Raw genomic sequence first — 24,175 nt, forward strand, 5'->3', positions numbered from 1 at the left:
TAGGTCACCGTTTGCTTTTGATGATGGTGCCAAGGCCTTGCAGGTAGGCCACCAATGCGTCCATTTCGGTCTTGCCCTTCACGGCTGCGGCTGCGCCGGCGATGTCTTCGTCGGTGTAGGGCACGCCCAGGGTGCGCAAGACTTCCATCTTCTTCGCGGTGTCCTTGCCGTCGAGCTTGTTTTCCACGAGGAACGGGTACGCCGGCATTTTCGACTCAGGCACCACGTTGCGCGGGTTGTACAGGTGCGCACGCTGCCAGTCATCGGAGTAACGCCCACCCACACGGGCCAGGTCCGGGCCGGTGCGCTTGGAACCCCACAGGAACGGGTGGTCCCACACGCTTTCACCGGCGACCGAGTAGTGGCCGTAGCGTTCGGTTTCGGCGCGGAACGGGCGGATCATCTGCGAGTGGCAGCCCACGCAACCGTTGGCGATGTAGACGTCGCGGCCTTCCAGTTCGAGGGCGGTGCGCGGCTTCATGCCTTCGACCGGCTTGTTGGTCACGTCCTGGAAAAACAGTGGGACGATTTGGGTCAGGCCGCCGATGCTCACGGCGATGACCATGAAGAAGGCCAGCAGGCCGATGTTCTTCTCGACTACTTCATGCTTCATCAGTGAGCTCCCACAACGGCGATCTTGGCGGCGGCTTCGGCTTCTACAGGGTCGCTGGCACGCACGGTGCGCCAGACGTTGTAGGCCATCAACAGCATGCCGCTGGCAAAGAACGCACCGCCCAGGGCACGTACGATAAAGCCCGGGTGGCTGGCTTGCAGCGCTTCGACGAAGGAGTAGGTGAGGGTGCCGTCATCGTTGATCGCACGCCACATCAGGCCCTGGGTGATGCCGTTGACCCACATCGAGGCGATGTAGAGCACGGTGCCGATAGTGGCCAGCCAGAAGTGTGCGTTGATCAGCCCGACGCTGTGCATCTGCACGCGGCCGAACAGTTTGGGGATCATGTGGTACAGCGCGCCGATGGAGATCATCGCCACCCAGCCCAGCGCCCCGGCGTGTACATGGCCGATGGTCCAGTCGGTGTAGTGGGACAGCGAGTTGACGGTCTTGATCGCCATCATCGGACCTTCAAAGGTCGACATGCCGTAGAACGCCAGGGACACCACCAGAAACCGCAGGATCGGGTCGGTGCGCAGCTTATGCCAGGCGCCCGAGAGGGTCATCATGCCGTTGATCATGCCGCCCCAGCTTGGCGCCAGCAGGATGATCGACATCGCCATGCCCAGGGACTGTGCCCAATCCGGCAGGGCGGTGTAGTGCAAGTGGTGAGGGCCGGCCCAGATGTAGAGGGTGATCAGCGCCCAGAAGTGCACGATGGACAGGCGATAAGAGTAGATCGGACGCTCGGCCTGCTTGGGCACGAAGTAGTACATCATCCCCAGGAAACCGGTGGTGAGGAAGAAGCCTACGGCGTTGTGGCCGTACCACCACTGGATCATCGCGTCCGTTGCGCCGGAATAGGCCGAATAGGACTTGAACAGGTTCACCGGCAGGGAGGCGTGGTTGACGATGTGCAGCATCGCCGTGACCACGATAAAGGCCCCGTAGAACCAGTTGCCCACGTAGATGTGCTTGGTCTTGCGCTTGACGATGGTGCCGAAGAACACCAGGCCGTAGGTCACCCACACGATGGCAAGCAAAATGGCGATCGGCCATTCCAGCTCGGCGTATTCCTTGGTAGTGGTGTAGCCCAGGGGCAGGCTGATGATGGCGCCGACGATGACGGCCTGCCAGCCCCAGAAGGTGAAGGCGGCCAGACCATCGGAAATCAGTCGCGTCTGGCAGGTGCGCTGCACGACATAGTAGGAGGTGGCAAACAGTGCACATCCGCCGAAGGCGAAGATCACCAGGTTGGTGTGCAGTGGGCGCAGGCGGCCGAAAGTCGTCCAGGGCAGGTCGAAATTCAATTGCGGCCAAACCAGTTGCGAGGCGATGAACACCCCGAGCCCCATGCCAAGGATCCCCCAGACCACCGTCATGATGGCGAACTGGCGGACTACCTTATAGTTATAAGCAGTCGGACTGATTGCTGTGCTCATTCTAAGGTTCCACGGTTTAGGTTTTTTTATAGGTAAAATCGGCCGCAAGTATGTAGAAACCGAGGGGCCATTGCAACGCAATGGCTGACCTGTATCAATGCGTTCCACGCCAGATTCTGCGCCCTTTCCATGTTTGGTGTAAGGATAAAGACCGAAATAGAAAGCTGATCAAGTGGACAGGAATTTTAGAGGGCGCAACGGATACCGTCGCCTACGCCAGAATTGCTCCACTGTGGGAACAAGCGTAGACCCGAATAGGAGGAGGGGAAAGTTGGGTTTGGAAGGGGTGCGACACTTGGTCGCGACTTATGCCTGTGGCGAGGGCGCTTGCTCCCGTTGGGCTGCGTAGCGGCCCCAAAATCGTGGGAGCGCTTCGCACTCCAGCGGGAGCAAGCTCCCTCGCCACAGGTAGAGCTTTTACTGCGGTTGGCTGTCTGGCGTTGCGCCTTCAGCGTTATGGGACAGGCTGTACACGTAAGCCGCCAGCAAGTGCACCTTGTCATTGCCTTGCAGCACGTCCTGGGCCGGCATCTGGCCCTGGCGACCATGGCGGATGGTCTGCTGCAACTGCGCCAGGCTGGTGCCGTAGATAAAGCCGGCAGGCTCGGTCAGGTTGGGCGCACCCATGGCTTCCACGCCGTGACCTTGCGGACCATGACACGCCACGCAAGTGGTGCTGAAGGCGGCTTGCCCGGCGGCCAGGTCGGCGGTGTTGTCGGCGGGCAACGGCAGCTTGGCCAGGTCGTGACGCACATAGGCGGCGACGTTCTTCACCCCGTCCTCGCCCAGCACTTCACCCCAGGCCGGCATCGCCGCGTGGCGACCGTTCAGGATGGTGGCCTTGATGGCCTCGGCCGAACCGCCCCAGCGCCAGTTGTTGTCGGCCAGGTTGGGGAAGCCATAGGCGCCCTTGGCGTCCGAGCCGTGGCACACCGCACAGTTGGAGGCAAACAGGCGACCGCCCATCTTCAACGCTTGCGGGTCCTTGGCGACTTCTTCCACCGGCATGGCCGCGAACTTGGCGAAGATCGGCCCGAACCTGGCGTCGGCCTTGGCCATTTCCTTGTCCCATTCCTTGGTCTGGGTCCAGCCGTCTTCATAGCCCGGCAGTACGCCTTTCCAGTTGCCCAGGCCCGGGTAGAGGATCAGGTAGCCGACGGCAAACACCAGGGTGCCGGCGAACAACATGAACCACCACTGGGGCAGCGGGTTGTCGTATTCCTCGATACCGTCGAAGGCGTGGCCCATGGTCTGGTCGACGCTGCCCTTGGTCTCGCCCTTGCGGGTGCCGACCAACAGCCAGGTCAGGCCGATCAGGCTGCCCAGGGTCAATACGCAGATCCATGTACTCCAGAACGTAGTCATGGCCGAGTGCTCCTTGTGGCTGGCTCTGCATGAGCGTCGGGTGGGGCAGGTTCATCGGCAAACGGCAGCAGGCGGGCCTGCTCGAATTCCGCGTTGCGGCGGTTGTTGAACACCCACAGCGACAGGCCGATAAAGGCGATAGCGACCACCAGCGTGCCAAGGCCGCGGATGGTGCCTGCATCGAATTCAAATCCCATGGCTCACCTCTTGCTCTTGATGGCAGTGCCGAGCACTTGCAGGTAGGAAACCAGCGCGTCCATCTCGGTCTTGCCCTTGAGGCTGGCGACGGCGCCATTGATGTCGTCGTCGGTGTACGGCACGCCGAGGGTGCGCATCACTTTCAACTTGGTCTCGGTGTGGCTGCTGTCGACGGCGGCGGTGACCAGCCAGGGGTAGGCCGGCATTTTCGACTCTGGCACCACGTTGCGCGGGTTGTACAAGTGCGCGCGGTGCCAGTCGTCCGAGTAGCGCGCGCCGACGCGGGCCAGGTCCGGCCCGGTACGCTTGGAGCCCCACAAGAACGGGTGGTCCCACACGCTTTCGCCAGCCACCGAGTAGTGGCCGTAGCGCTCGGTCTCGGCGCGGAACGGGCGGATCATCTGCGAGTGGCACTGCACGCAGCCTTCGCGGATGTAGATGTCGCGGCCTTCCAGTTGCAGTGCGGTGTAGGGCTTCATGCCTTCGACCGGCTTGTTGGTCACGTCCTGGAAGAACAGCGGGACGATCTGCGTCAGGCCACCGATGCTCACGGCGAGCACCATCAGCAGCATCAACAGGCCGACGTTCTTTTCAATCGTTTCGTGTTTCATCATCGACTCCTCAGGCCATCTGCGCGGCAGCGGTGACTTCGGCAGGTTGCGCCGAACGCACGGTGCGCCATGTGTTGTAAGCCATCAGGAACATGCCGCTGAGGAAGATCGCACCGCCCACCAGACGCACGATGAAGCCTGGGTGGCTGGCCACCAGGGTTTCGACGAAGGAGTAGGTAAGGGTGCCGTCTTCGTTGACCGCACGCCACATCAGGCCCTGGGCGATGCCGTTGACCCACATCGAGGCGATGTAGAGCACGGTGCCGATGGTGGCCAGCCAGAAGTGCGCGTTGATCAGGCCGAGGCTGTACATCTGCTCGCGACCGAAGACTTTCGGGATCATGTGGTACAGCGCGCCGATGGAGATCATCGCCACCCAGCCCAGCGCCCCGGCGTGTACGTGGCCGATGGTCCAGTCGGTGTAGTGGGAGAGGGCGTTGACGGTCTTGATCGCCATCATCGGGCCTTCGAAGGTCGACATGCCGTAGAAGGCCAGGGAGACGACGAGGAAGCGCAGGATCGGGTCGCTGCGCAACTTATGCCAGGCACCCGAGAGGGTCATCATGCCGTTGATCATGCCGCCCCAGCTTGGCGCCAGCAGCACCAGTGACATCACCATGCCCAGGGACTGCGCCCAGTCCGGCAAGGCGGTGTAGTGCAAGTGGTGCGGGCCGGCCCAGATGTACAGGGTGATCAACGCCCAGAAGTGCACGATCGACAAACGATAGGAATACACCGGGCGCTCGGCCTGTTTGGGCACGAAGTAGTACATCATCCCCAGAAAACCCGCAGTCAGGAAAAAGCCTACCGCGTTGTGCCCATACCACCACTGCACCATGGCATCCGTCGCACCGCCGTACAGCGAGTAGGACTTCGTCAGGCTGACCGGGATTTCCAGGTTATTGACGATATGCAAGATGGCCACGGTGATGATGAACGCGCCGAAGAACCAGTTGCCCACATAGATGTGCTTGGTCTTGCGTTTCATGATCGTGCCGAAGAACACGATGGCGTAGGCGACCCAGACAATGGTGATCAGGATGTCGATCGGCCATTCCAGCTCGGCGTATTCCTTGGAGCTGGTGTAGCCCAGTGGCAGGCTGATGGCGGCCAGCAGGATCACAAGCTGCCAGCCCCAGAAGCAGAACGCGGCGACTTTCGGCGCGAACAGCTGCGTCTGGCAGGTGCGTTGCACCGAGTAAAAGGAGCTGGCGAACAGCGCACAGCCACCGAACGCGAAAATCACCGCATTGGTGTGCAATGGGCGCAGACGGCCGAAGCTGGTCCAGGGCAAATCGAAGTTGAGCGCAGGCCAAACCAATTGGGCCGCGAGAAAAACCCCGAGCCCCATGCCGACGATGCCCCACACCACCGTCATAATGGCGAATTGGCGGACCACCTTGTAGTTATAGGCGGTACTTAAAGTAGTGTTCATGGTTCCCCATCCACGGTTCAACCCAAGCAAGTGCGGCACTTGGGCTGGAGTTATAGGCAGACTAAAAAGCGAGGCAAGCATGGGCAAAGAGCACAAGGCCAGTATTGACGGGGATCAATGGGCGCAGTGTGTACGGGAACATGGCTGGTTGTGGGATGTCGCCACGGGCAAGCGTTCGGGCGAGCCGGTCACGCTGATTCTGGCCCATGGCGCCGGTGCACCGATGGACTCGGCGTTCATGCCCGACATGGCTGCACGCCTTGCCGGGCATGGTGTGAACGTGTTGCGCTTCGAGTTCCCGTACATGGCCCAGCGCCGCTTGGACGGGGGCAAACGCCCGCCGAATCCGGCGCCGAAACTGCTGGAGGCGTGGCGTGAGGTGTATGACCAGGTGCGACGTCATGTCGCTGGGAAACTGGCGATTGGCGGCAAGTCCATGGGCGGGCGCATGGCCAGTTTGTTGGCCGATGAGCTGGGCGCAGATGGGTTGGTGTGCCTGGGCTATCCGTTTTATGCGGTGGGCAAGCCGCAAAAGCCTCGGGTGGAGCATCTGGCTGCGCTTGCGACGCCGACGCTGATAGTGCAGGGCGAGCGTGATGCCTTGGGCAATCGAGCGGCGGTGGAGGGGTATGCGTTATCGCCGAGCATTGAGGTGATGTGGCTGGTGGCGGGGGATCATGATTTGAAGCCGTTGAAGGCGTCGGGGTTCAGTCATGAGCAGCATTTGGAGGCGGCGGCCATCAAAGCGTCAGGTTTTCTCGCCTGACGCTTTGTGAGGAGGTTGGGTGTTGCAAAGGTGATGAGTTTTTTAAAGGTATTCTTTTTGAATATAGTACATTTCGAAATCACCTGTAACATTCATGTGGGCCGACTGTTCTCTAAAGGTTGCTTTGAAAGAACCTGTTGCTCTTTCGGTAAACGTATTGATGCTAATCGTTACTTCGGCCTCCTCAGCTCTGTAAGTTTGAGTTTCATGACCTGGAGAGTCGGTGGAGTGGTAAGCTCCAAATTCACTTGTGAGGTTATAGGTTTTAGTTATATCCCCTTCTTCATAAGGGATCTTGAAATGATAACCCAGCAGGTTCCTATCCTTGTAAGATCCTATTAATCCTTCGATAGCCCATTGCGTTTTATCTTTGTTGTGGTAAAAATACACTTTTTGCGCAGATGTACTTTCGTTGCATTTAATCCACGTAAACGTATTTTTAGACGTGGAGTTTTCTTGGTTTTCCAAGGAGTAGAGGTCGGTCGACATTATAACGCTCCTTTATATCGGGGTGGGTTTAAGTTTGTCAGGGGGTTGAGGTCTCACTGTACGAACATCCGTGAAAATGATGTGGCTACGGGCAGTCTTTTATAGGCATAAACGTGCCGTTAGTCATGTCTACACGGTCGCGGATTTTATTTTTAAAGGTGGCTTCGCAGCGCAACGGCTGCTGAGTCAGTGTAAGCGTTACATTGTATTCGTCTTCATAGGTGCCACCGCCGAAGGGAGCATAGTAAAAATTCGATTTCTCATCACCGTTTTTAAATGTTTCATCGATGATCTGTTCATTTTCATCGTCGCAGTAAATAAAAATAGCCCACTCACGGTATTGAGGCGTACCCCATTCTCCCTCCTCGCTGGTCAGATACCATGCCTTGCTTGAACTGGAGTAGGCCAACCAGCCCTCCGTTTTGTATTGAGTTTGTCCTTCTGTCCACTTAAAGATCGAATGTTGTGAGGCAAGGGTAGTTGCAGGCCACTCACAGCAGCATTTTATTTCGCGTAATTCCGACGCTGTGTCAGTGAAAGAACCTTCGAAATTCAGCGTTGTGTTCCCTGTGCTTTCGTCAACGGTTACTTCAATGTCGCCGACAGGTTTAATACGTTCTTCCGTTTCAGGTACGTTATTGTTTGCACCTTGAATGTACACGTGGGTGAAGGCTTCCGGGTTTTGCTTGATTGATTTGTTAGGTGATGTACTTATGGAGTCGCAAGGTATTTTCAGTAACAGTGATTGTTGAGTGTCTGGGGACTGGAGCGTCAACTTGACCCAATACTGATTATTGTATTCGGATAGGTGCAGTGGGAGAGCCCAGCCTTCCAATGTTCTTTCGTTGTTCGATGATTTTTCAGTCCATTGCACACGCCCCATGGTTTTTGGGAAGGGATGCAGGGCGCTATTTGAGTCGGTAGACCGGGACATAACGGTGTGCTCCTGTTTGACAGGTTCACACTATAAGGAGGGAGGCGTTCAAAGGTTAACTGTGAGAATTGACAGTTTTATAGAATGCTTGGTGATAAAAAGATGATGAGTGATAGCCATCTGCAAGGGGCTCACTTGTTGGAGAAAGTGAGCCCTTGAAGTTCTACCGGTTAAAACGCTCCACCAGCGAGTACTGAGTATTCGCCGTATGAGTCAGTTCTTCACTCAACTGCGCCGAGTTCATCGCCTGCTCTGAGGTCTGGTCTGCCAACAGCGCAATAGTGCTGATGTTACGGCTGATCTCCTCGGCCACGGCGCTTTGCTCTTCGGTGGCCGCGGCAATCTGGGTGGTCATGTCGGTGATATTGGCCACCGCCTCACTGATGCCCACCAACGCCTGGTCCGCTTCCATCACCCGCGCCACACCTTCTTCGGCCTGGCGATGCCCGGCGTCCATGGTTTGCACGGCCGCAGCCGCCGTGTGTTGCAGCTTGGCGATCAGGGCATGGATCTGCCCGGTGGATTCGGCCGTACGCTGCGCCAGTTGGCGCACTTCATCGGCGACCACCGCAAAGCCACGGCCCATCTCACCGGCACGCGCGGCTTCGATAGCGGCGTTGAGCGCCAGCAAGTTGGTCTGGTCGGCGATGCCCTTGATTACATCGACAACGCCGCCAATTTCATCGCTGTCCTTGGCCAGTTGAGTGACGGTCACGCCGGTCTCGCCAACCGCTGCCGAAAGCCGCTGAATCGCCTCGCGGGTTTCCCCGGCGATATCGCGGCCGCGACCGGTCAGGCGGTTGGCTTCCTGGGTGGCGTCGGCGGTGCGCTGCACATGGCTGGCAACTTCCTGGGTGGTTGCAGCCATTTGGTTGACGGCGGTGGCCACCTGTTCGGTTTCCACACGCTGACGTTCCAGGCCGCTGGAGCTGCTGTGCGCCAGGGTGTTGGACTGTGCCGCCTGATCGTTGAGGTGCTCGGCAGTGTCCTGCAAGCGGGTCAGGCAGGTCTTCAGACGCGCTTCCTGGCTGAGAATCGACATTTCCAGTCGGGCCTGGGCGCCACGGCTGTCGGTGTACATCTGCGCAATCAGCGGGTCGGACGTGGTCTGTTCGGCCAGGCGCAGCAAGCGCTTGAGGCCGCGCTGTTGCCAGCTCAGCCCCAGCAGGCCCAACGGCACCGACAACGCTGCCGCCAAGGCAAAGCCCCACTGGGAGGTGAGGGTGGCGCCGATCATGAAGCTCAGTTGGCTGACCAGGATAAACGGCAGCCAGTCCTGCAGCACCGGCAGCCATTTGTCGCGCTGGGGAATCGCCGACTTGCCCTGGTTGATGCGTTGATAAAGCGCCTCGGCCCGGCGGATCTGCTCGGCGGTGGGCTTGATGCGCACCGATTCGTAGCCGATCACCTGGTTACCGTCGAATACCGGTGTTACATAGGCGTTAACCCAGTAGTGGTCGCCGGTCTTGCAGCGATTCTTGACAATGCCCATCCATGGCAAGCCTTGTTTGAGCGTGGACCACATGTGTGCGAACACCGCCGAGGGCACATCCGGGTGACGCACCAGGTTGTGCGGAGCACGGACCAGTTCGTCGCGGGTGAACCCACTGATTTCGACAAACGCGTCGTTGCAGTAGGTAATGACACCCTTGGCATCTGTGGTGGAGATCAACCGTTGCTGAGCAGGGAAGGTACGTTCGCGCTGGGTAACGGGTTGGTTATTACGCATGATTGTTCAATCCGCAAGGCTTTCAGGGGTTATCGGCCATGCTGGGCATTTATTTAACTTATTTTTGCAACAATCCTGGGAGCAGAGTGCCGACTGTGGCGAGGGAGCTTGCTCCCGCTGGGCTGCGAAGCGGCCCCAAACAACTTGCGGGCGCTACGCACCGGAGCGGGAGCAAGCTCCGTCGCCACAACAGCTCGTTCTTACAGTCGGGCAGGCTTAGCTGGCCAGCATTGGGTAGGTGAACAAGCCGAAGTGCAGCAGATTCAAGCCAAAATGCGTGGCAATCGCTGCGCCGAGCCCGCCAAAGCGATACGCCAGGCCGTAACCGACCCCGGCAATACTGGCCAGCGTCACCCATTGCCAACCCGCACCGAAATGCATCAGGCCGAATAACAGCGAAGCCAGCAGCAGCGCAAGGTTCTCGCCGTAGGGCAAGTGTTTGAAACGTTGGCTCAGGCCGCCCTGAACATAGCCACGAAACAGCGCTTCTTCCACCAGCGTCACCAGCAGCAGGTTATTGAGTACCCACAGCCATGCCTGGTCCGGCCATTTCGGCGCCCAACTGATCATTCCCATCAGTGCGGCACCACCCAGTGCGACGATGGCGGTCAGGGTCAGTGCCAGGGCGGTGACGCAGATCGACAGGCGCAATGAGCGTCGCGCCACAATCCACGGGCAGGCCAGCAACAGCCAGAAGCCTATCAGGGGCTTGTCCTGGTTCAGGTACATCGAGAAGGGCACTGAGTCCGGAGTTAAACGCTGGGGCGCAATACCGCGGCCGTTATAGAAACCCGGCAGCCAGTGCATCACCAGGCCCAGGGCCAGTACGATAAACAAGCCTTGGCCCAAGTAGCGTGCCCAAGGGTTGCGTTGCTGGCGCACGGCGTACCCGGCCACCAGCAGCAGTGCGATGGAGACCGCCGCCAGTACGCCCAGTTGGCCGTAGATCAAAGCCACGACATAGCCAATGGAAAGTAGGGTGAGGTACAGCCAGGGCAAAGCAATCATGTGAAATCCTTCGAAAAATCCGGGCGGCATTATAGCGAGTGGCCAGGTTCCAGGGCATGAAAACGCCTCCATGTACAAGGCAAGGGGGAAAGGATTGCAAAGTATGTTTGCGGCTGGTTATAGTCGTCGCGTCTTTATATCCCTTCAAAAAGATCAGCACATGCCAGCTTCCCAGCGCATAGCGGTAGTCGATTCAGCGGTCAACGCCGTGGTCGTGCCGTGCCGTGGCAAGCAGCCTGCGCAGATCAGTCATTACCCCCCACCTGTCAGTAGCACGCCGGTGTACGCAGTCGTATCACCGCCGGGTGTTGGCATTTCGGGCTGATCAGCGATTCGCTGTTGCCCGTGCCTGCCTGAAAAAACCTACTGAAATTCAGTTTTTTACTGAGTCGGCTTTTTTGCCTGATAACAGGTGGTAACCATGTCTGTGCTTTCGAAACAATCCGTGGCCGCGGCGGCCTCGACGAGCGTGTTTGTCTTGCTGTGGAGCAGCGGGGCGATCTTCTCCAAGTTGGGCCTGGCCCATGCGTCGCCCTTTGCCTTTCTGTTGATCCGGTTTGCCATTGCCCTGATGGGGTTGGTAGTGCTGGTCCCGCTCCTCAAGTTGAAGCTGCCACGTCCCGGCAAGCCGCTGCTGTATGCGGCGGCGACGGGCCTGGTCTTGCTGGGGGCCTATCAGATTTTCTATCTGCTGGCCCTGGACCTCAACGTCACCCCTGGGGTGATGGCGACCATCATGGGTGTGCAGCCGATCCTTACCGTGGTACTGATGGAGCGCCAACGCTCCTGGCGCCGGCTGTTCGGCCTGGGGTTGGGGCTGGCTGGCTTGATTATGGTGGTGTATCAGGGCATCGGGCTGGCGGGCATGTCCCTGGCGGGGATGCTGTTCGGGCTGCTGGCGCTGGCGAGCATGACGTTTGGCTCGATCATGCAAAAGCGCATCACCGACAATCCTTTGGGCACGCTGCCACTGCAATACTTGGCCGGGCTGTTGCTGTGCGGAGTGTTCGTGCCGTTCCAGCCGTTCCACTTCGAGCACAGTGCAGGTTTTTACCTGCCGGTGCTGTGGATGGGCTTGGTGGTGTCGGTGCTGGCGACGCTGTTGCTGTATCGGCTGATTGCCCGCGGCAACCTGGTGAATGTCACCAGTTTGTTCTATCTGGTGCCGGCGGTGACCGCGGTGATGGACTACCTGATCTTCGGTAACCGCCTGGCGCTGTTGAGCGTGCTGGGAATGGCGTTGATCATCGTCGGCTTGGTCTTCGTGTTCCGTAAGAGCTAGAAACCACCCCTGTAGGAGCGAGCTAGCTGTTGCGAGCAAGCTTGCTTGCGCTGGGGTGCGAAGCGCCCCCAGGAGCTTGCGACTGCTACGCAGTCGAGCGGGAGCAAGCTCCCTCGCCACAGGGGCGCTCCTACAGTTTTTGCGGGCGCAACACCAACCACAACGCCCCGGCAATCAATACACCACCATACAGATGAGCCATGGACAGCGGCTCATCCAACAACAACGCCCCCCACAACACGCCGAACGGCGGAATCATGAAGGTCACGGTCATTGACTTGACCGGGCCGATGGATGACAGCAGGCGGAAGTACAGGATGTAGGCGAACGCCGTACATACCAGCCCCAATCCCAGCAGCGACACCCACACCTGCCAGCCGCCCCAACTCGCCGGTGGCTGGGTGATGGCGCTGAAGGCGAAGAACGGCAGCAAAAACAACGTAGCACCCAGCATACTGCCCAAGGCAGAGAGACGACTGTCCAACCCGCCGCGCTGATCCAGCCAGCGTCGCGCCAGGAAACCGGCGAAGCCATAGCAGGTGGTCGCCAGCAGGCATGCTAATGCGCCTATTAACAGTTCCAGATCAAATGCCACCGGCCCTGCGCGGGTGAGCACGGCAACACCAAGCAGACCCAAGGCCACACCCGCTATTTTTGCCGGCGTCAGGCGTTCGCTGAAAAACAACCCGCCGATCAGCACACCCATCAGCGGTGTAGTGGCGTTGAAAATCGCCGAATAACCCGCCGGCAGTACCTGCGCCGCCACCGAGTACATCGTCGCGGGAATCCCCGAGTTGATCACGCCCAGCAGCAGGACCGTCTTGAACTTGCCCTGGAAATCCCAGCTCACGCGCAGCATCGCCAGGATCACCAGTAAACCCGCGGCGGCAATCGACACGCGGAAAAACGCGGTGGGCACCGTGCCGATTTCCGGCGCGATGATGCGCATGAACAGGAAACTCGCGCCCCAGATGGCAGCCAGCCCCAGCAGATACAGGGTGTCAACAGGTCTCACGGAAAACTCCTATGCCAATCGGGCGCAGAAGTGTTGCCCAGCGGGCAGGTCGGCACAATGGCTAATTGCAGTCAGTTTGCCCCCGTGCAAAATCATTCTTCTCCTGCCTCGGTTCACTGGCTAAGCTCTGGGCTTCCAGATACCCGTTCGAGGTTTCCCGCATGTCGCAGTCCGCCCTCGCTATCGCCCGGATGATCCTCGACGGTTTCGACGATTACCGTGAGCACTTCCGCCAGATCACCGATGGCGCCCGTGAGCGTTTCGAGAAGGCCCAGTGGCAGCAGGGGCAGGCCGCGTCGGCGGCGCGCATCAATCTCTATGAGGAGAAAGTCGCTGAGGTGACTACCCGTCTGCGCGCCAGTTTCGACCCTGCTGGATTGCAGGACATCGGCCAGTGGCCCTTGGTAAAAAGCGCTTATATTGGCTTGATCGACCTGCGCTTTGACGATGAGCTGTCCGAGACCTGGTACAACTCGATCTTCTGCGGCCTGTTCAGCCATGACCTGATCAGTGACGGCTGCATGTTCATCCATACCACCCGGCCTAGCCTGCGCCGGGCGCGGGCGGCGCAAACCCGTATCTACACGCCGGCCGGTAAAATAGCGGACATGCTGGCGCAGGTCTTCTCTGACTACAGCTTCAGCGAGCCCTACGCCGACCTGCCCGCCGACCTGCGCCGCCTCGAAGCCCAGTTGCGGGAAAACCTGCCGGATTGGGTGTGCAAGGACCCGGACCTCAAGGTCGAGTTGTTTTCCTCAGTGCTGTACCGCAACAAAGGCGCCTACCTCGTGGGGCGCATCTACACCCGCGACGAACAATGGCCGTTGGTGATTCCGCTGCTGCACCGCGAAGGGCGTGGCATCCAGATCGATGCGTTGATCACTGACGAAGCCGACGTGTCGATCATCTTCTCGTTCACCCGTTCCTATTTCATGGTCGATGTACCCGTGCCAGCGGAATTCATTGGCTTTCTCAAGCGCATCCTGCCGGGCAAGCACATTGCCGAGTTGTACACCTCCATCGGTTTCTACAAGCACGGCAAATCCGAGTTCTACCGTGCGCTGATCAACCACCTGGCCACCACCGACGACCAGTTCATCATGGCCCCCGGCGTGCGCGGCATGGTCATGAGCGTGTTCACGCTGCCGGGTTTCAATACGGTGTTCAAGATCATCAAGGACCGCTTCTCGCCGTCAAAAAACGTCAACCGCGCCACGGTGATCGAAAAGTACCGCCTGGTGAAAAGCGTCGACCGGGTAGGGCGCATGGCCGACACCCAGGAGTTCGCCGACTTCCGCTTCCCCTTGAGCAAGTTCGAGCCCGAGTGCCTGGCCGAGCTGCTGGAAGTCGCCGCCGGTACCGTCGAAGTGGAGGGCGACACCGTGCTCATCCGCCACTGCTGGACCGAGCGACGCATGACCCCGCTCAACCTCTACCTCGACAACGCCAACCCCGCCCAGGTGCGCGAAGCATTGGAGGATTACGGCCTGGCGATCAAGCAACTGGCGGCGGCGAATATCTTCCCCGGCGACATGTTGCTGAAGAACTTTGGCGTCACCCGCCACGGCCGCGTGGTGTTCTACGACTACGACGAAATCTGCTTTCTCACCGAAGCCAACTTCCGCCATATCCCCGCGCCGCGCACCCCCGAGGATGAAATGGCCTCCGAGCCCTGGTACTCCATCGGCCCGCTGGATGTGTTCCCCGAAGAGTTCCCGCCGTTCCTGTTTGCCGACGCCGGGCAACGCCGGTTGTTCGATGAGCTGCATGGCGAGTTGTACAACGCTGACTACTGGAAGGGCCTGCAGGACGCGATTCGTGCCGGCAAGGTGATCGACGTGTTCCCTTATAAGAGGAAAGAGCAGCCATAAGCTGCAAGCTGCAAGGGGCAAGTGAAAGTAGGTCTGCCCTTACTTGCTGCTTGAAGCTTGCCGCTAGCAGCTGCTTTTCTGCGACAATCCGCCCCCTGCATAAATAGACGACCCAAACGCACCTGATGACTGACCAAGCACCCACCATCGACCAACTGCTCAAAACCCTCGATCACGCCATGCTCGCCGACCGCCACCGCTTGCGCCGGCAGTTGCTTGAGCTGCGCAAGAAGCCCGACGAGGACAAGTTGGCGCAGTGGGTGGCGCGCATGCAGGCATCGTGCGCGCAGGTCACGGCGCGGCGCGCCAGCCTGCCGGTGATTCGCTACGACGACAGCCTGCCGATTGCCGCCAAGCGCGATGAGATCAAGGACGCGCTGAACAAGCACCAAGTACTGATCATCGCCGGTGAGACCGGTTCGGGTAAAACCACGCAGTTGCCGAAAATCTGCCTGGAAATCGGCCGCGGCCAGTTCGGCCTGATCGGCCACACCCAGCCACGCCGGATCGCAGCGCGCAGTGTCGCCAGCCGTGTCGCTGAAGAGCTGGCCACGCCATTAGGTGCGCTGGTCGGTTACCAAGTGCGCTTCGAAGACCAGAGTGACTCCAACACCCTGATCAAGCTGATGACCGACGGCATCCTGCTGGCCGAAACCCAGAACGACCGCTACCTCGAGCGCTACGACACGATCATCGTCGACGAAGCCCACGAACGCAGCCTGAACATCGATTTCCTGCTCGGCTACCTCAAGACCCTGTTGCCGCGTCGCCCCGACCTGAAAGTCATCATCACCTCGGCCACCATCGACCTGGAGCGCTTTTCCAAGCACTTCGACGATGCGCCGATTGTCGAGGTGTCGGGCCGTACCTTCCCGGTGGACACCTGGTATCGCCCACTCACCCTGGAACAGGACGAGGAGGGCAACCGCGTCGAGGACGACCTGACCGTCGACCAGGCGATCCTTGCCACCCTTGATGAAATCGCCGCCTATGAGCGCAGCGAACGGCGCAGTCCTGGCGACGTATTGGTGTTCCTGCCCGGCGAGCGCGAGATTCGTGACGCGGCCGACATGCTGCGCAAGGCCCAGCTCAAGCACACCGAGATTTTGCCGTTGTACGCACGGCTGTCGCCGGCCGAGCAGCAGCGCATTTTCCAGTCCCACCCGGGCCGGCGCGTGGTACTGGCGACCAACGTCGCGGAAACCTCGCTGACCGTGCCGGGCATTCGCTACGTGATCGACAGCGGCACGGCGCGCATCAGCCGCTACAGCTACCGCGCCAAGGTGCAGCGTTTGCCCATCGAGGCGATCTCCCAGGCCAGCGCCAACCAGCGTAAAGGCCGTTGCGGCCGGGTTGAGCCGGGCATTTGCGTGCGCTTGTACAGCGAAGAAGATTTTATCGGGCGCCCGGAATTTACCGACCCGGAGATCCTGCGCACTAACCTCGCTGCCGTGATCCTGCAGATGCTGCACCTGCGCCTGGGCGAGATCACCGATTTCCCGTTTATCGAACCGCCGGATGGCAAGGCCATCAGCGACGGTTTCAACCTGCTGCAAGAACTCTCGGCGGTAGACCGCAACAGCCAGCTCACGCCGGTGGGCCGCCAGCTTGCCCGCTTGCCGGTGGACCCGCGCATGGGCCGCATGTTGCTGGAAGCGGCCAAGCTGGGCAGTTTGCAGGAAGTGTTGATCGTCGCCAGTGCCATGTCGATCCAGGACCCGCGCGAGCGCCCACCGGAGCGTCAACAAGCGGCCGACCAGGCCCACGCACAGTGGAAAGATCCGGATTCGGACTTCGCCGGGCTGGTCAACCTGTGGCGCGGTTTCGAGGAGCAGCGCCAGGAACTGACCGCCAGCCCGTTGCGCAACTGGTGCCGCAAAAACTTCCTCAACTACTTGCGCCTGCGCGAGTGGCGCGACTCCCATCGTCAATTGAGCCTGATCTGCCGCGACATGCAGCTGAGCCTCAACAAAGAGCCCGCGGACTATCCGAAGCTGCATAAAGCGGTACTGTCCGGCTTGCTCAGCCAGATCGGCCAAAAGACCGAAGACGGCGATTACCTCGGCGCGCGCCAGCGTCGCTTCTGGATTCACCCGTCTTCGGGCATCGGCAAGAAGCGCCCGCAATGGCTGATGACCGCCGAACTGGTGGAAACCACCAAGCTCTATGCACGCATGGTGGCGAAAATCGACGCCGACTGGATCGAGCCGCTGGCCGGGCATCTGATCAAGAAAAACCACTTCGAACCCCATTGGGAGAAGAAGCGCGGCCAGGTGGTGGCCTTTGAGCAGATCACCTTGTTTGGGCTGATCGTGGTCGGGCGCCGGCCGGTGCATTACGGGCCGATTGACCCGGTGGTGTCCCGTGAGTTGTTTATTCGTGAAGGCCTGGTGCGCGGCGAGATTCAGTCCCGTGCCAAGTGCCTGACGGCCAACCAGAAACTGCTGGAGCAACTCGACGAGCTGGAAGCCAAGGCCCGCCGTCGCGACATCCTGGCCGACGAAGAAACCCTGTACGCCTTTTACGATGCGCGCCTGCCCGCAGAGATTCACCAGACCGCCACCTTTGACAGTTGGTATAAGGTCAACAGCCAGAAAGACCCGCAACTGCTGATCATGCGTGAAGAAGACGTACTGGCCCGCGAGGCCAGTGAAGTCACCGCCGCGCATTACCCGGACACCTTGCACTTGGGTGACCTGGCCCTGGCCTTGAGTTACCACTTCGAACCCAACCACCCCCGTGACGGCGTGACCCTGCGGGTGCCGGCGCCTTTGTTGCCGGCGTTGCCAGCCGAGCGCCTGGAGTGGCTGGTGCCGGGGTTGATCGAAGCCAAGTGCATCGCTCTGGTGCGCAACTTGCCCAAGGCGTTGCGCAAAAACTTCGTGCCGGTGCCGGACTTCGTCAAGGCCGCGCTGCAACGCATCGAATTCGGCCAGGGCTCGCTGCCCCAGGCGCTGGGGCGTGAATTGCTGCGCATGACCGGTGCGCGGGTCAGCGATGAGGCCTGGGCCGAAGCGGCGCAACAGGTGGAGAATCACCTGAAGATGAACCTGGAAGTGGTCGACGGCCAGGGCAAATTCCTCGGCGAAGGCCGTGACCTGGCCGAGCTCACCGCACGGTTTGCCGAAGCCAGCCAGGCGGCTTTGGCCGTGCCGCAAACCGCGAAAAGCCAGCAGCCGGTGGAGGCCAAGGTGTTTGCGGCGGTGGCGGAAAAAACCCAGCAGAACATCGCCGGCCTATCGATGACGGTGTACCCGGCACTGGTGGAAGAGAACGGCACGGTCAAGGAGGGGCGCTTCTCGACTGCCGCCGAAGCCGAGTTCCAGCACCGTCGCGCCTTGCAGCGCCTACTGATGCAGCAATTGGCGGAACCGGCGAAATTCCTGCGCGGCAAATTGCCGGGCTTGACCGAGTTGGGCTTGATGTACCGTGAACTGGGGCGTATCGACGCGCTGGTGGAAGACATCCTGCTGGCCAGCCTCGATACCTGCGTACTTGAAGGCGAAGATAGCCTGCCACGGGACGGCGCTGGCCTGGCAGCCTTGGCTGAACGCAAGCGCGGCAGTTGGACTGAGCACGCCGAACGCTTGGCGCGCCTGACCCTGGAAGTGCTGAAGCTCTGGCACGGCCTGCAAAAACGCTTCAAAGGCAAGATCGACCTGGCCCAGGCCGTGGCCTTGAACGATATCAAGCAGCAACTGAGCAACCTGGTGTATCCAGGTTTTGTGCGGGAAACCCCGGCCCAGTGGTTCAAGGAACTGCCGCGTTTCCTCAAGGCCATCGAACTGCGCCTGGAAAAACTGCCGAGCCAGGTGCAAAAGGACCGCGTGTGGAGCAGCGAATTGGGCGGCCTGTGGGCGCAGTACCAGAACCGCCTGAACAAACACACCCAGGAAGGCAAGCGCGACCCGCAGTTGGAGCTATACCGCTGGTGGCTGGAGGAATACCGGGTGTCGCTGTTTGCTCAGCAGTTGGGCACCAAAGTGCCGATTTCCGATAAGCGCTTGAGCAAGCAGTGGAGTCAGGTAGAGCCCTGATTCCGGAGCTGAACAGACCCAACTGTAGGAGCGAGCTGGCTCGCGAAAAACATCAACGATAACGCGGCTCTCCTGAATAAACGCGGCGCCTGTGAGTTTTTCGCGAGCAAGCTCGCTCCTACAGGTATGAGGACAAACCTCTCCCACAATTGGATGTTTGTCTGGCATATGGCGCCAAATCACCGGCGTTGTGGCAAACTTCGCGGCTACAAGATTAGATAAAGCGTTGCCAGTTTGATGCCTGCTGGACGGAATCAAACGACTTACAGTTTGGTACGACGGTACCAATATCTTCTGCCTGACAGATTTAGAGGAACGACCGTGCATAACGTCGTCATCAGCGGCACCGGCCTGTACACCCCGGCCAACAGCATCTCCAACGAAGAGCTGGTGCAGTCTTTCAATGCCTACGTACAACAGTTCAACGCCGACAACGCCGCCGCTATCGAACGTGGCGAGGTGCAGGCGCTGACCGAGTCGAGCGCGGCATTCATCGAAAAGGCATCCGGCATCAAGAGCCGTTTTGTGATGGACAAGGACGGCATCCTCGATCCGCAGCGCATGGCGCCGCGCCTGCCCGAGCGCAGCAACGACGAATGGTCGGTGCTTTGTCAGATGGCCATCGGTGCCGCCGAACAAGCCCTGCAGCGCGCCGGCAAGACTGCCGCCGACATTGATGGCGTGATTGTCGCCTGCTCCAACCTGCAACGCGCCTACCCGGCGATCGCCATCGAAGTCCAGGAAGCCTTGGGTATCCAGGGTTTCGGCTTCGACATGAACGTGGCGTGTTCCTCGGCCACCTTCGGCATTCAGAACGCGGCCAATAGCATCCAGTTGGGCCAGGCCCGGGCGATCCTGATGGTCAACCCGGAAGTCTGCACCGGCCACCTGAACTTTCGTGACCGTGACAGCCATTTCATCTTCGGTGATGCCGCCACGGCGGTGATCCTGGAGCGTGCTGACCTGGCGACGTCCGAACATCAGTTCGACGTGGTGAGCACCAAGCTGCTGACCAAGTTTTCCAACAACATTCGCAACAACTTCGGCTTTCTCAACCGCACGGCGGAAGAGGGCATCGGCGCCCCCGACAAGCTGTTCGTGCAGGAAGGCCGCAAGGTATTCCGTGATGTTTGCCCGATGGTGGCCGAATTGATCGGCGAGCACTTGGCAGAAAACCAGCTGAGTGTCACTGATGTGAAGCGTTTCTGGCTGCACCAGGCCAACCTGAGCATGAATCACTTGATCGTGAAAAAACTGCTGGGGCGCGAGGCATCGGTGGAAGAAGCGCCGGTGATCCTCGATACTTACGCCAATACCAGCTCGGCCGGCTCGGTGATTGCGTTTCACACTTATCAGGATGACCTGCCCAAGGGCGCGGTTGCCGTACTCAGCTCCTTTGGCGCCGGGTATTCGATTGGCAGTGTGATCCTGCGCAAACGCTGAGTGTGTGGCCGGACGCGATCTACTGTGGGAGCTGGCTTGCCTGCGAAGGCATCGGCTCGGTGTGCCTGAATCACCGAGTTGTCTGGATCGCAGGCAAGCCAGCTCCCACATTGAGCGTATTTCCACGGCAATATTGAGGTAATCGATGGCAGCAGCGGACGATGCGCACCTGCTTGAACGCCTGCTCAAGGGTGAGCAGCGGGCTTATAAGGATTTGGTCAACACTTACCAGAGTGCGATGCGCGCAGTGGCGTATGCCATCGTCGGCCAGCGCCATGCCGAGGAGGTGGTGCAAGATGCCTGGCTCTCGGTGGTGCGCAACCTGGCCAAGTTCGAAGGGCGATCGAGCCTCAAGACATGGTTATTGACGATCACTGCCAACTCCGCAAAGAGCCGTTACAAACAAAATCGTCGGGAAGTCCTTCTCGACGATTTGCCCTCACCCCACGGCACCATTGGCGATGACCGCTTCAGCCCGGATGATGGCCATTGGGCTGTCGCCCCTTACGCTTGGCACCAAGACACCCCGGAAGCGCTGCTGACCGAAGATGAACTGCGCAAATGCCTGGAGCATACGATTCTGAGTTTGTCCGAATTGCAAAGCAGTGTGCTGGTCCTGCGTGAACGCCAGGGCCTGGAACTGGAAGAAATCTGTAATCTTCTGACCCTTTCACTCTCCAACGTCCGTGTGCTGTTGCATCGAGCGCGGCTTAAAGTCTTCGCCACGGTGGAGCATTTTGAGGAAACGGGCGAATGTTGACCTGTAAAGAACAAGTAGCGCGTTCCAGTGACTATCTCGATGGGCAATTGACCTTTCGGGAGCGTCTGCTGGTGCGTCATCACTTGATGTTTTGTCCGAACTGCCGGCGCTTTATCCGTCAGATGCGCCTGATGCAGGCAACGCTCAAGCGTATGCCGCAGGAGCCGGTGGAGGGTGTTGATGCGCTGGCCGAACAACTGGCCGCCGAGCGGCGTAAAGACATCATGTAGGAGCGAGCTTGCTGTGGCGAGGGAGCTTGCTCCCGCTCGACTGCGCAGCAGTCGCAGGCTTTTGGGGGCGCTTCGCACCCCAGCGCAAGCAAGCTTGCTCGCCACAGCAAGCTCGCTCCTACATGCTAAGCGTTAGAACTTGGCTTCAGCATCCAGCTGCAAGGTGTTGGTATCGGCATCCCGCTGGGTCCGGCTGGCGAAGTCAGCCTTGGTCAGGAAGTAGGTGGCGCCGATGGCGAAGTTCTTGTCGATGTCATAGCTGACTTTCATCTTGTGACCGCGCGAGCCGGTGGTGCCGTTGGCGAAGTCCGAATCGGTGAAGGCGCCTACGACGGCGTTACGTTGAACGTCGCGGTAGTTGTAGTCCAGGTTCAAACCGAACACCTTGGACTTGGCACCCAGCAACCAGGCGGTGTCCTGGTCGGTCACCGCATCGTTGTTTTTCACGTACTGGCCGTAGAACGACAGCGGCACGGCCAGGCCACCGATGTCTGCTTGCGCAAAGCCTTCGTACAAGCGGAATTCATTGTTGGCCGAGTTGCCGTTGACCGCCAATGCGCAAGGCGTGGTGGTGGTTGTGCAGCGGCTGTCTTCGTCATTCTTGTAGGCGTAGATGCTGCCGCCCAAGGTCATTTTCAGGTTGTCGGTGACCGAGAACCGCGTGCCCAACTGGCCGGACGTCAGGCGCAGGTCATGGCGAAATTGCACGCCGTCACCGTCCACGTTGTCCTTGAGGTTGTAGTTACCCAGGCTGCCGAACAGCTCAGCGCTGCTACCCAGTGGGTATTTGTAGGTGACGGCCAGGCCTTCAGGGTTGATGTCGCTATCCCAGATCACATCGCCCATGTTCACCCACGGCTGCAGCATCTTGCCGCCGATCACGTGCAGGTTCTTGATCTGGTCCGGGTGGTAGTCGATGTAGCCGAGGTCCAGCCAGATCGACTTCTTATCGAAGTAACCATCCTGGTCTTGGTTGGTGGAGCGTGCATCATCGCCGCCGCCGGTGGCGATACGGATACCAGTGTCCACCTGCGGGTTGATTTCGGTGTAGGCACCCAGGCGGGCACGAATGCGTTGACGGTCTTTGTCACGCCCACCGTTGTTGGGCTCGCCGTCGATCTTGATGGTTTCCTGGCGGAAGCGCACGTCACCCTTGAACTGGGTCTTGGCTGCCCAAGCCAATTTCTGGTCGAAGCTGCTCAGCTCGTTGGTTTTTTTCGCAGTGGCCGCGATCTGCTCGTTGGTCTCTTGTTGAGCCTGGCGTGCGATCTGCTGCTCTTTCTGATCCCTGGCCAGTTCCATTTGCAGTTCGGTGTACTGCGCCGCGGTGATCTGGCCGTTGGCCTTGAGCATGTCGAGCAATTTAGCGTCGACTGCAGCGCTGGCCGGAACGCTCAGTGCCAGCAACAGGCCGCCACACAGGACCGCCGCAGTTTTAGTGGAAGCAAGACGCATATCAATCTCCGAAAGTGAGGAGGGAGGGCAACACCCTCCAGGACACAACCGACCCATGACGGACGGAAAAAATGTCGCCCGGTAGACCCGGACGCTCTAAAAACTGGCGTCAGTATCGCGACCGTTTATGACGGAGTAGTGGCTAAGTGATTTCATCTAGATGACAAATCGTTACGCAACGGAACTAAGGGTTTTGACGTCTGTCCGCGTGTTTTGAGGATGTGTGCGCGGCTGTGATCAGCGATACTCCCCAGGTTTTCATGCCAAGAAACAATGAGGATGCCGATGCCGCTGCAACGCCTGGACAGCCTGTCCGATATCGCTGCGCACACGTGGGATGCCCTGATGCCACAGGCCCAGCCGTTTATGCAGCATGGGTTTCTCAGTGCGCTGGAAGACAGCGCCAGCATCGGCCCGCATTCGGGCTGGCAGACGGAGCACTTGCTGCACTGGGAAGGCGACCGGTTGATGGCGGCATTGCCGGGTTATCGCAAGTGGCATTCTTATGGCGAGTACGTGTTCGATCACGGCTGGGCCGACGCTTGCGAGCGCGCCGGCATCGACTATTACCCCAAGTTGCTGACGGCCGTGCCGTTCAGCCCGGTCGGTGGGCCGCGCGTATTGGCTGCCAGTGCCGCAGACGCTTTCGAATTGCTTAATAGCCTGCCGGGGTATCTGGAGATCGAGGGCCTGTCGAGCGCCCATATCAACTTTACCGATGCCCTCGCCGATGAAGCCATGGCCCAACACCCCGGCTGGTTGCAACGCCTGGGTTGTCAGTTTCATTGGCAGAACCGTGGTTACCGCGACTTCCAGGATTTCCTCGACGCCCTGAGTTCACGCAAGCGCAAACAGATGCGCAAAGAGCGCGAACAAGTGGCAGGGCAGGGTATCGAGTTCGAGTGGTTGCAAGGCCATGAGCTGAGCGAATCCCAGTGGGATTTTGTTTACGCCTGCTACGCCAACACCTACGCGGTGCGTCGGCAATCGCCCTACCTGACCCGCGCATTTTTCAGCCTGTTGGCTGAGCGCATGCCCACAGCCATACGCGTAGTCTTGGCCAAACAAGGCACGCGCCCGGTGGCGATGGCCTTCAGCCTGATCGGTGGCGACAGCTTCTACGGCCGCTACTGGGGTTGCCTGGCGGAATTCGACCGCCTGCATTTCGAGACCTGTTTCTACCAAGGCATGGACTACGCCATCGCCCACGGCCTGCAACGCTTCGATGCGGGTGCCCAGGGCGAGCACAAATTGATTCGCGGGTTTGAGCCGGTGATTACGCGGTCATGGCACTACCTGCGCCACCCGGGGTTGAAGAACGCTGTGGAAGATTTTCTTGAGCGCGAACGGGTGGGGGTTCTGGCGTATGCCGAAGAGGCGAGGGCGGCCCTGCCTTATCGGCACTCTGACGGCACGTGAAACACCCTGTAGGAGCGAGCTTGCTCGCGAAGAACGTGCAGACGACGCGGGATTACAGCTGTATGCACCGCGT

At 59.6% G+C, this 24,175-nt stretch carries 20 protein-coding genes; 8 read left to right on the plus strand and 12 right to left on the minus strand.

Going from position 1 to position 24,175, the window contains the following annotated elements; all coding sequences use genetic code 11:
• Positions 1 to 4: 4 nt before the first annotated feature.
• The 6 genes from ccoO (FXO12_RS26925) to ccoN (FXO12_RS26950) all read right to left on the minus strand — a co-directional run bounded on the left by ccoO (FXO12_RS26925) (position 5) and on the right by ccoN (FXO12_RS26950) (position 5,664).
• Positions 5 to 613, minus strand: a complete 609-nt coding sequence (gene ccoO, locus FXO12_RS26925) for a cytochrome-c oxidase, cbb3-type subunit II (protein ID WP_003193167.1) — start codon at positions 611 to 613, stop codon at positions 5 to 7.
• Positions 613 to 2,055, minus strand: a complete 1,443-nt coding sequence (gene ccoN, locus FXO12_RS26930) for a cytochrome-c oxidase, cbb3-type subunit I (RefSeq protein ID WP_014719443.1) — start codon at positions 2,053 to 2,055, stop codon at positions 613 to 615. Before ccoN (FXO12_RS26930) ends, ccoO (FXO12_RS26925) begins: the two co-directional genes overlap by 1 nt.
• Positions 2,056 to 2,472: 417 nt before the next feature.
• Positions 2,473 to 3,420, minus strand: a complete 948-nt coding sequence (gene ccoP / locus FXO12_RS26935) for a cytochrome-c oxidase, cbb3-type subunit III (RefSeq protein ID WP_054897851.1) — start codon at positions 3,418 to 3,420, stop codon at positions 2,473 to 2,475.
• Positions 3,417 to 3,617, minus strand: a complete 201-nt coding sequence (locus FXO12_RS26940; protein WP_057976221.1) for a cbb3-type cytochrome c oxidase subunit 3 — start codon at positions 3,615 to 3,617, stop codon at positions 3,417 to 3,419. The genes ccoP and FXO12_RS26940 overlap by 4 nt, the downstream gene beginning before the upstream one ends.
• 3 nt (positions 3,618 to 3,620) lie before the next feature.
• Positions 3,621 to 4,229 (minus strand): cytochrome-c oxidase, cbb3-type subunit II, encoded by a 609-nt coding sequence (ccoO, locus tag FXO12_RS26945; protein ID WP_003193159.1) that lies wholly within the window; start codon positions 4,227 to 4,229, stop codon positions 3,621 to 3,623.
• Positions 4,230 to 4,239: 10 nt separating this feature from the next.
• The gene (gene ccoN, locus FXO12_RS26950; RefSeq protein ID WP_034128402.1) at positions 4,240 to 5,664 is read right to left on the minus strand and encodes a cytochrome-c oxidase, cbb3-type subunit I; all 1,425 of its coding nucleotides are present in this window, start codon (positions 5,662 to 5,664) and stop codon (positions 4,240 to 4,242) included.
• Positions 5,665 to 5,743: 79 nt separating this feature from the next.
• Here ccoN (FXO12_RS26950) and FXO12_RS26955 point away from each other — a divergent pair, with 79 nt between their 5' ends.
• Positions 5,744 to 6,430 (plus strand): alpha/beta family hydrolase, encoded by a 687-nt coding sequence (locus tag FXO12_RS26955; protein WP_160049779.1) that lies wholly within the window; start codon positions 5,744 to 5,746, stop codon positions 6,428 to 6,430.
• A gap of 42 nt (positions 6,431 to 6,472) precedes the next feature.
• On the opposite strand, the gene FXO12_RS26960 is transcribed toward FXO12_RS26955, so the two are convergent.
• The 4 genes from FXO12_RS26960 to FXO12_RS26975 form a co-directional block, all read right to left on the minus strand.
• A complete protein-coding gene (locus FXO12_RS26960; RefSeq protein ID WP_057976219.1) occupies positions 6,473 to 6,919 on the minus strand; it encodes a hypothetical protein in 447 nt (148 codons plus the stop codon).
• Between the two features lie 85 nt (positions 6,920 to 7,004).
• A complete protein-coding gene (locus FXO12_RS26965; protein ID WP_057976217.1) occupies positions 7,005 to 7,853 on the minus strand; it encodes a hypothetical protein in 849 nt (282 codons plus the stop codon).
• Positions 7,854 to 8,016: 163 nt separating this feature from the next.
• Positions 8,017 to 9,582 carry a PAS domain-containing methyl-accepting chemotaxis protein gene (locus FXO12_RS26970; RefSeq protein ID WP_034128405.1) on the minus strand — a complete coding sequence of 522 codons (1,566 nt, stop codon included), beginning with the start codon at positions 9,580 to 9,582 and terminating at the stop codon, positions 8,017 to 8,019.
• A 216-nt stretch (positions 9,583 to 9,798) separates the two neighbouring features.
• The gene (locus FXO12_RS26975) at positions 9,799 to 10,590 is read right to left on the minus strand and encodes a CPBP family intramembrane glutamic endopeptidase (protein ID WP_054921757.1); all 792 of its coding nucleotides are present in this window, start codon (positions 10,588 to 10,590) and stop codon (positions 9,799 to 9,801) included.
• Positions 10,591 to 11,011: 421 nt separating this feature from the next.
• On the opposite strand from FXO12_RS26975, the gene FXO12_RS26980 reads away from it, so the two are divergent.
• Positions 11,012 to 11,872, plus strand: coding sequence for a DMT family transporter (locus FXO12_RS26980; RefSeq protein WP_054921759.1), 861 nt, complete (start codon positions 11,012 to 11,014; stop codon positions 11,870 to 11,872).
• A 130-nt stretch (positions 11,873 to 12,002) separates the two neighbouring features.
• On the opposite strand, the gene FXO12_RS26985 is transcribed toward FXO12_RS26980, so the two are convergent.
• Positions 12,003 to 12,887 (minus strand): DMT family transporter, encoded by an 885-nt coding sequence (locus FXO12_RS26985; RefSeq protein ID WP_054897844.1) that lies wholly within the window; start codon positions 12,885 to 12,887, stop codon positions 12,003 to 12,005.
• 161 nt (positions 12,888 to 13,048) lie between these two features.
• Between FXO12_RS26985 and aceK the strand changes: the two genes are divergently transcribed.
• The 5 genes from aceK (at position 13,049) to FXO12_RS27010 (ending at position 21,228) form a co-directional block, all read left to right on the plus strand.
• Positions 13,049 to 14,758 carry a bifunctional isocitrate dehydrogenase kinase/phosphatase gene (gene aceK, locus FXO12_RS26990; RefSeq protein WP_034128409.1) on the plus strand — a complete coding sequence of 570 codons (1,710 nt, stop codon included), beginning with the start codon at positions 13,049 to 13,051 and terminating at the stop codon, positions 14,756 to 14,758.
• A gap of 125 nt (positions 14,759 to 14,883) precedes the next feature.
• Positions 14,884 to 18,795 carry an ATP-dependent RNA helicase HrpA gene (gene hrpA, locus FXO12_RS26995; protein WP_057976215.1) on the plus strand — a complete coding sequence of 1,304 codons (3,912 nt, stop codon included), beginning with the start codon at positions 14,884 to 14,886 and terminating at the stop codon, positions 18,793 to 18,795.
• Positions 18,796 to 19,116: 321 nt separating this feature from the next.
• Positions 19,117 to 20,238 (plus strand): beta-ketoacyl-ACP synthase III, encoded by a 1,122-nt coding sequence (locus tag FXO12_RS27000; protein ID WP_034128411.1) that lies wholly within the window; start codon positions 19,117 to 19,119, stop codon positions 20,236 to 20,238.
• A 145-nt stretch (positions 20,239 to 20,383) separates the two neighbouring features.
• Positions 20,384 to 20,998, plus strand: a complete 615-nt coding sequence (locus FXO12_RS27005; RefSeq protein WP_057976213.1) for an RNA polymerase sigma factor — start codon at positions 20,384 to 20,386, stop codon at positions 20,996 to 20,998.
• Positions 20,992 to 21,228, plus strand: a complete 237-nt coding sequence (locus FXO12_RS27010; RefSeq protein WP_014719432.1) for an anti-sigma factor — start codon at positions 20,992 to 20,994, stop codon at positions 21,226 to 21,228. The genes FXO12_RS27005 and FXO12_RS27010 overlap by 7 nt, the downstream gene beginning before the upstream one ends.
• A 132-nt stretch (positions 21,229 to 21,360) precedes the next feature.
• Here FXO12_RS27010 and FXO12_RS27015 read toward each other — a convergent pair whose 3' ends face one another.
• On the minus strand, positions 21,361 to 22,683 hold the full coding sequence (locus tag FXO12_RS27015; RefSeq protein WP_003193136.1) for a putative porin: 1,323 nt from the start codon (positions 22,681 to 22,683) through the stop codon (positions 21,361 to 21,363).
• Between the two features lie 285 nt (positions 22,684 to 22,968).
• Here FXO12_RS27015 and FXO12_RS27020 point away from each other — a divergent pair, with 285 nt between their 5' ends.
• The gene (locus FXO12_RS27020) at positions 22,969 to 24,102 is read left to right on the plus strand and encodes a GNAT family N-acetyltransferase (protein WP_060772935.1); all 1,134 of its coding nucleotides are present in this window, start codon (positions 22,969 to 22,971) and stop codon (positions 24,100 to 24,102) included.
• Positions 24,103 to 24,175 lie beyond the last annotated feature (73 nt).

The sequence above is a fragment of the Pseudomonas sp. J380 genome, from assembly GCF_009827115.1.
GTDB classification, from domain to species: domain Bacteria; phylum Pseudomonadota; class Gammaproteobacteria; order Pseudomonadales; family Pseudomonadaceae; genus Aquipseudomonas; species Aquipseudomonas paracarnis.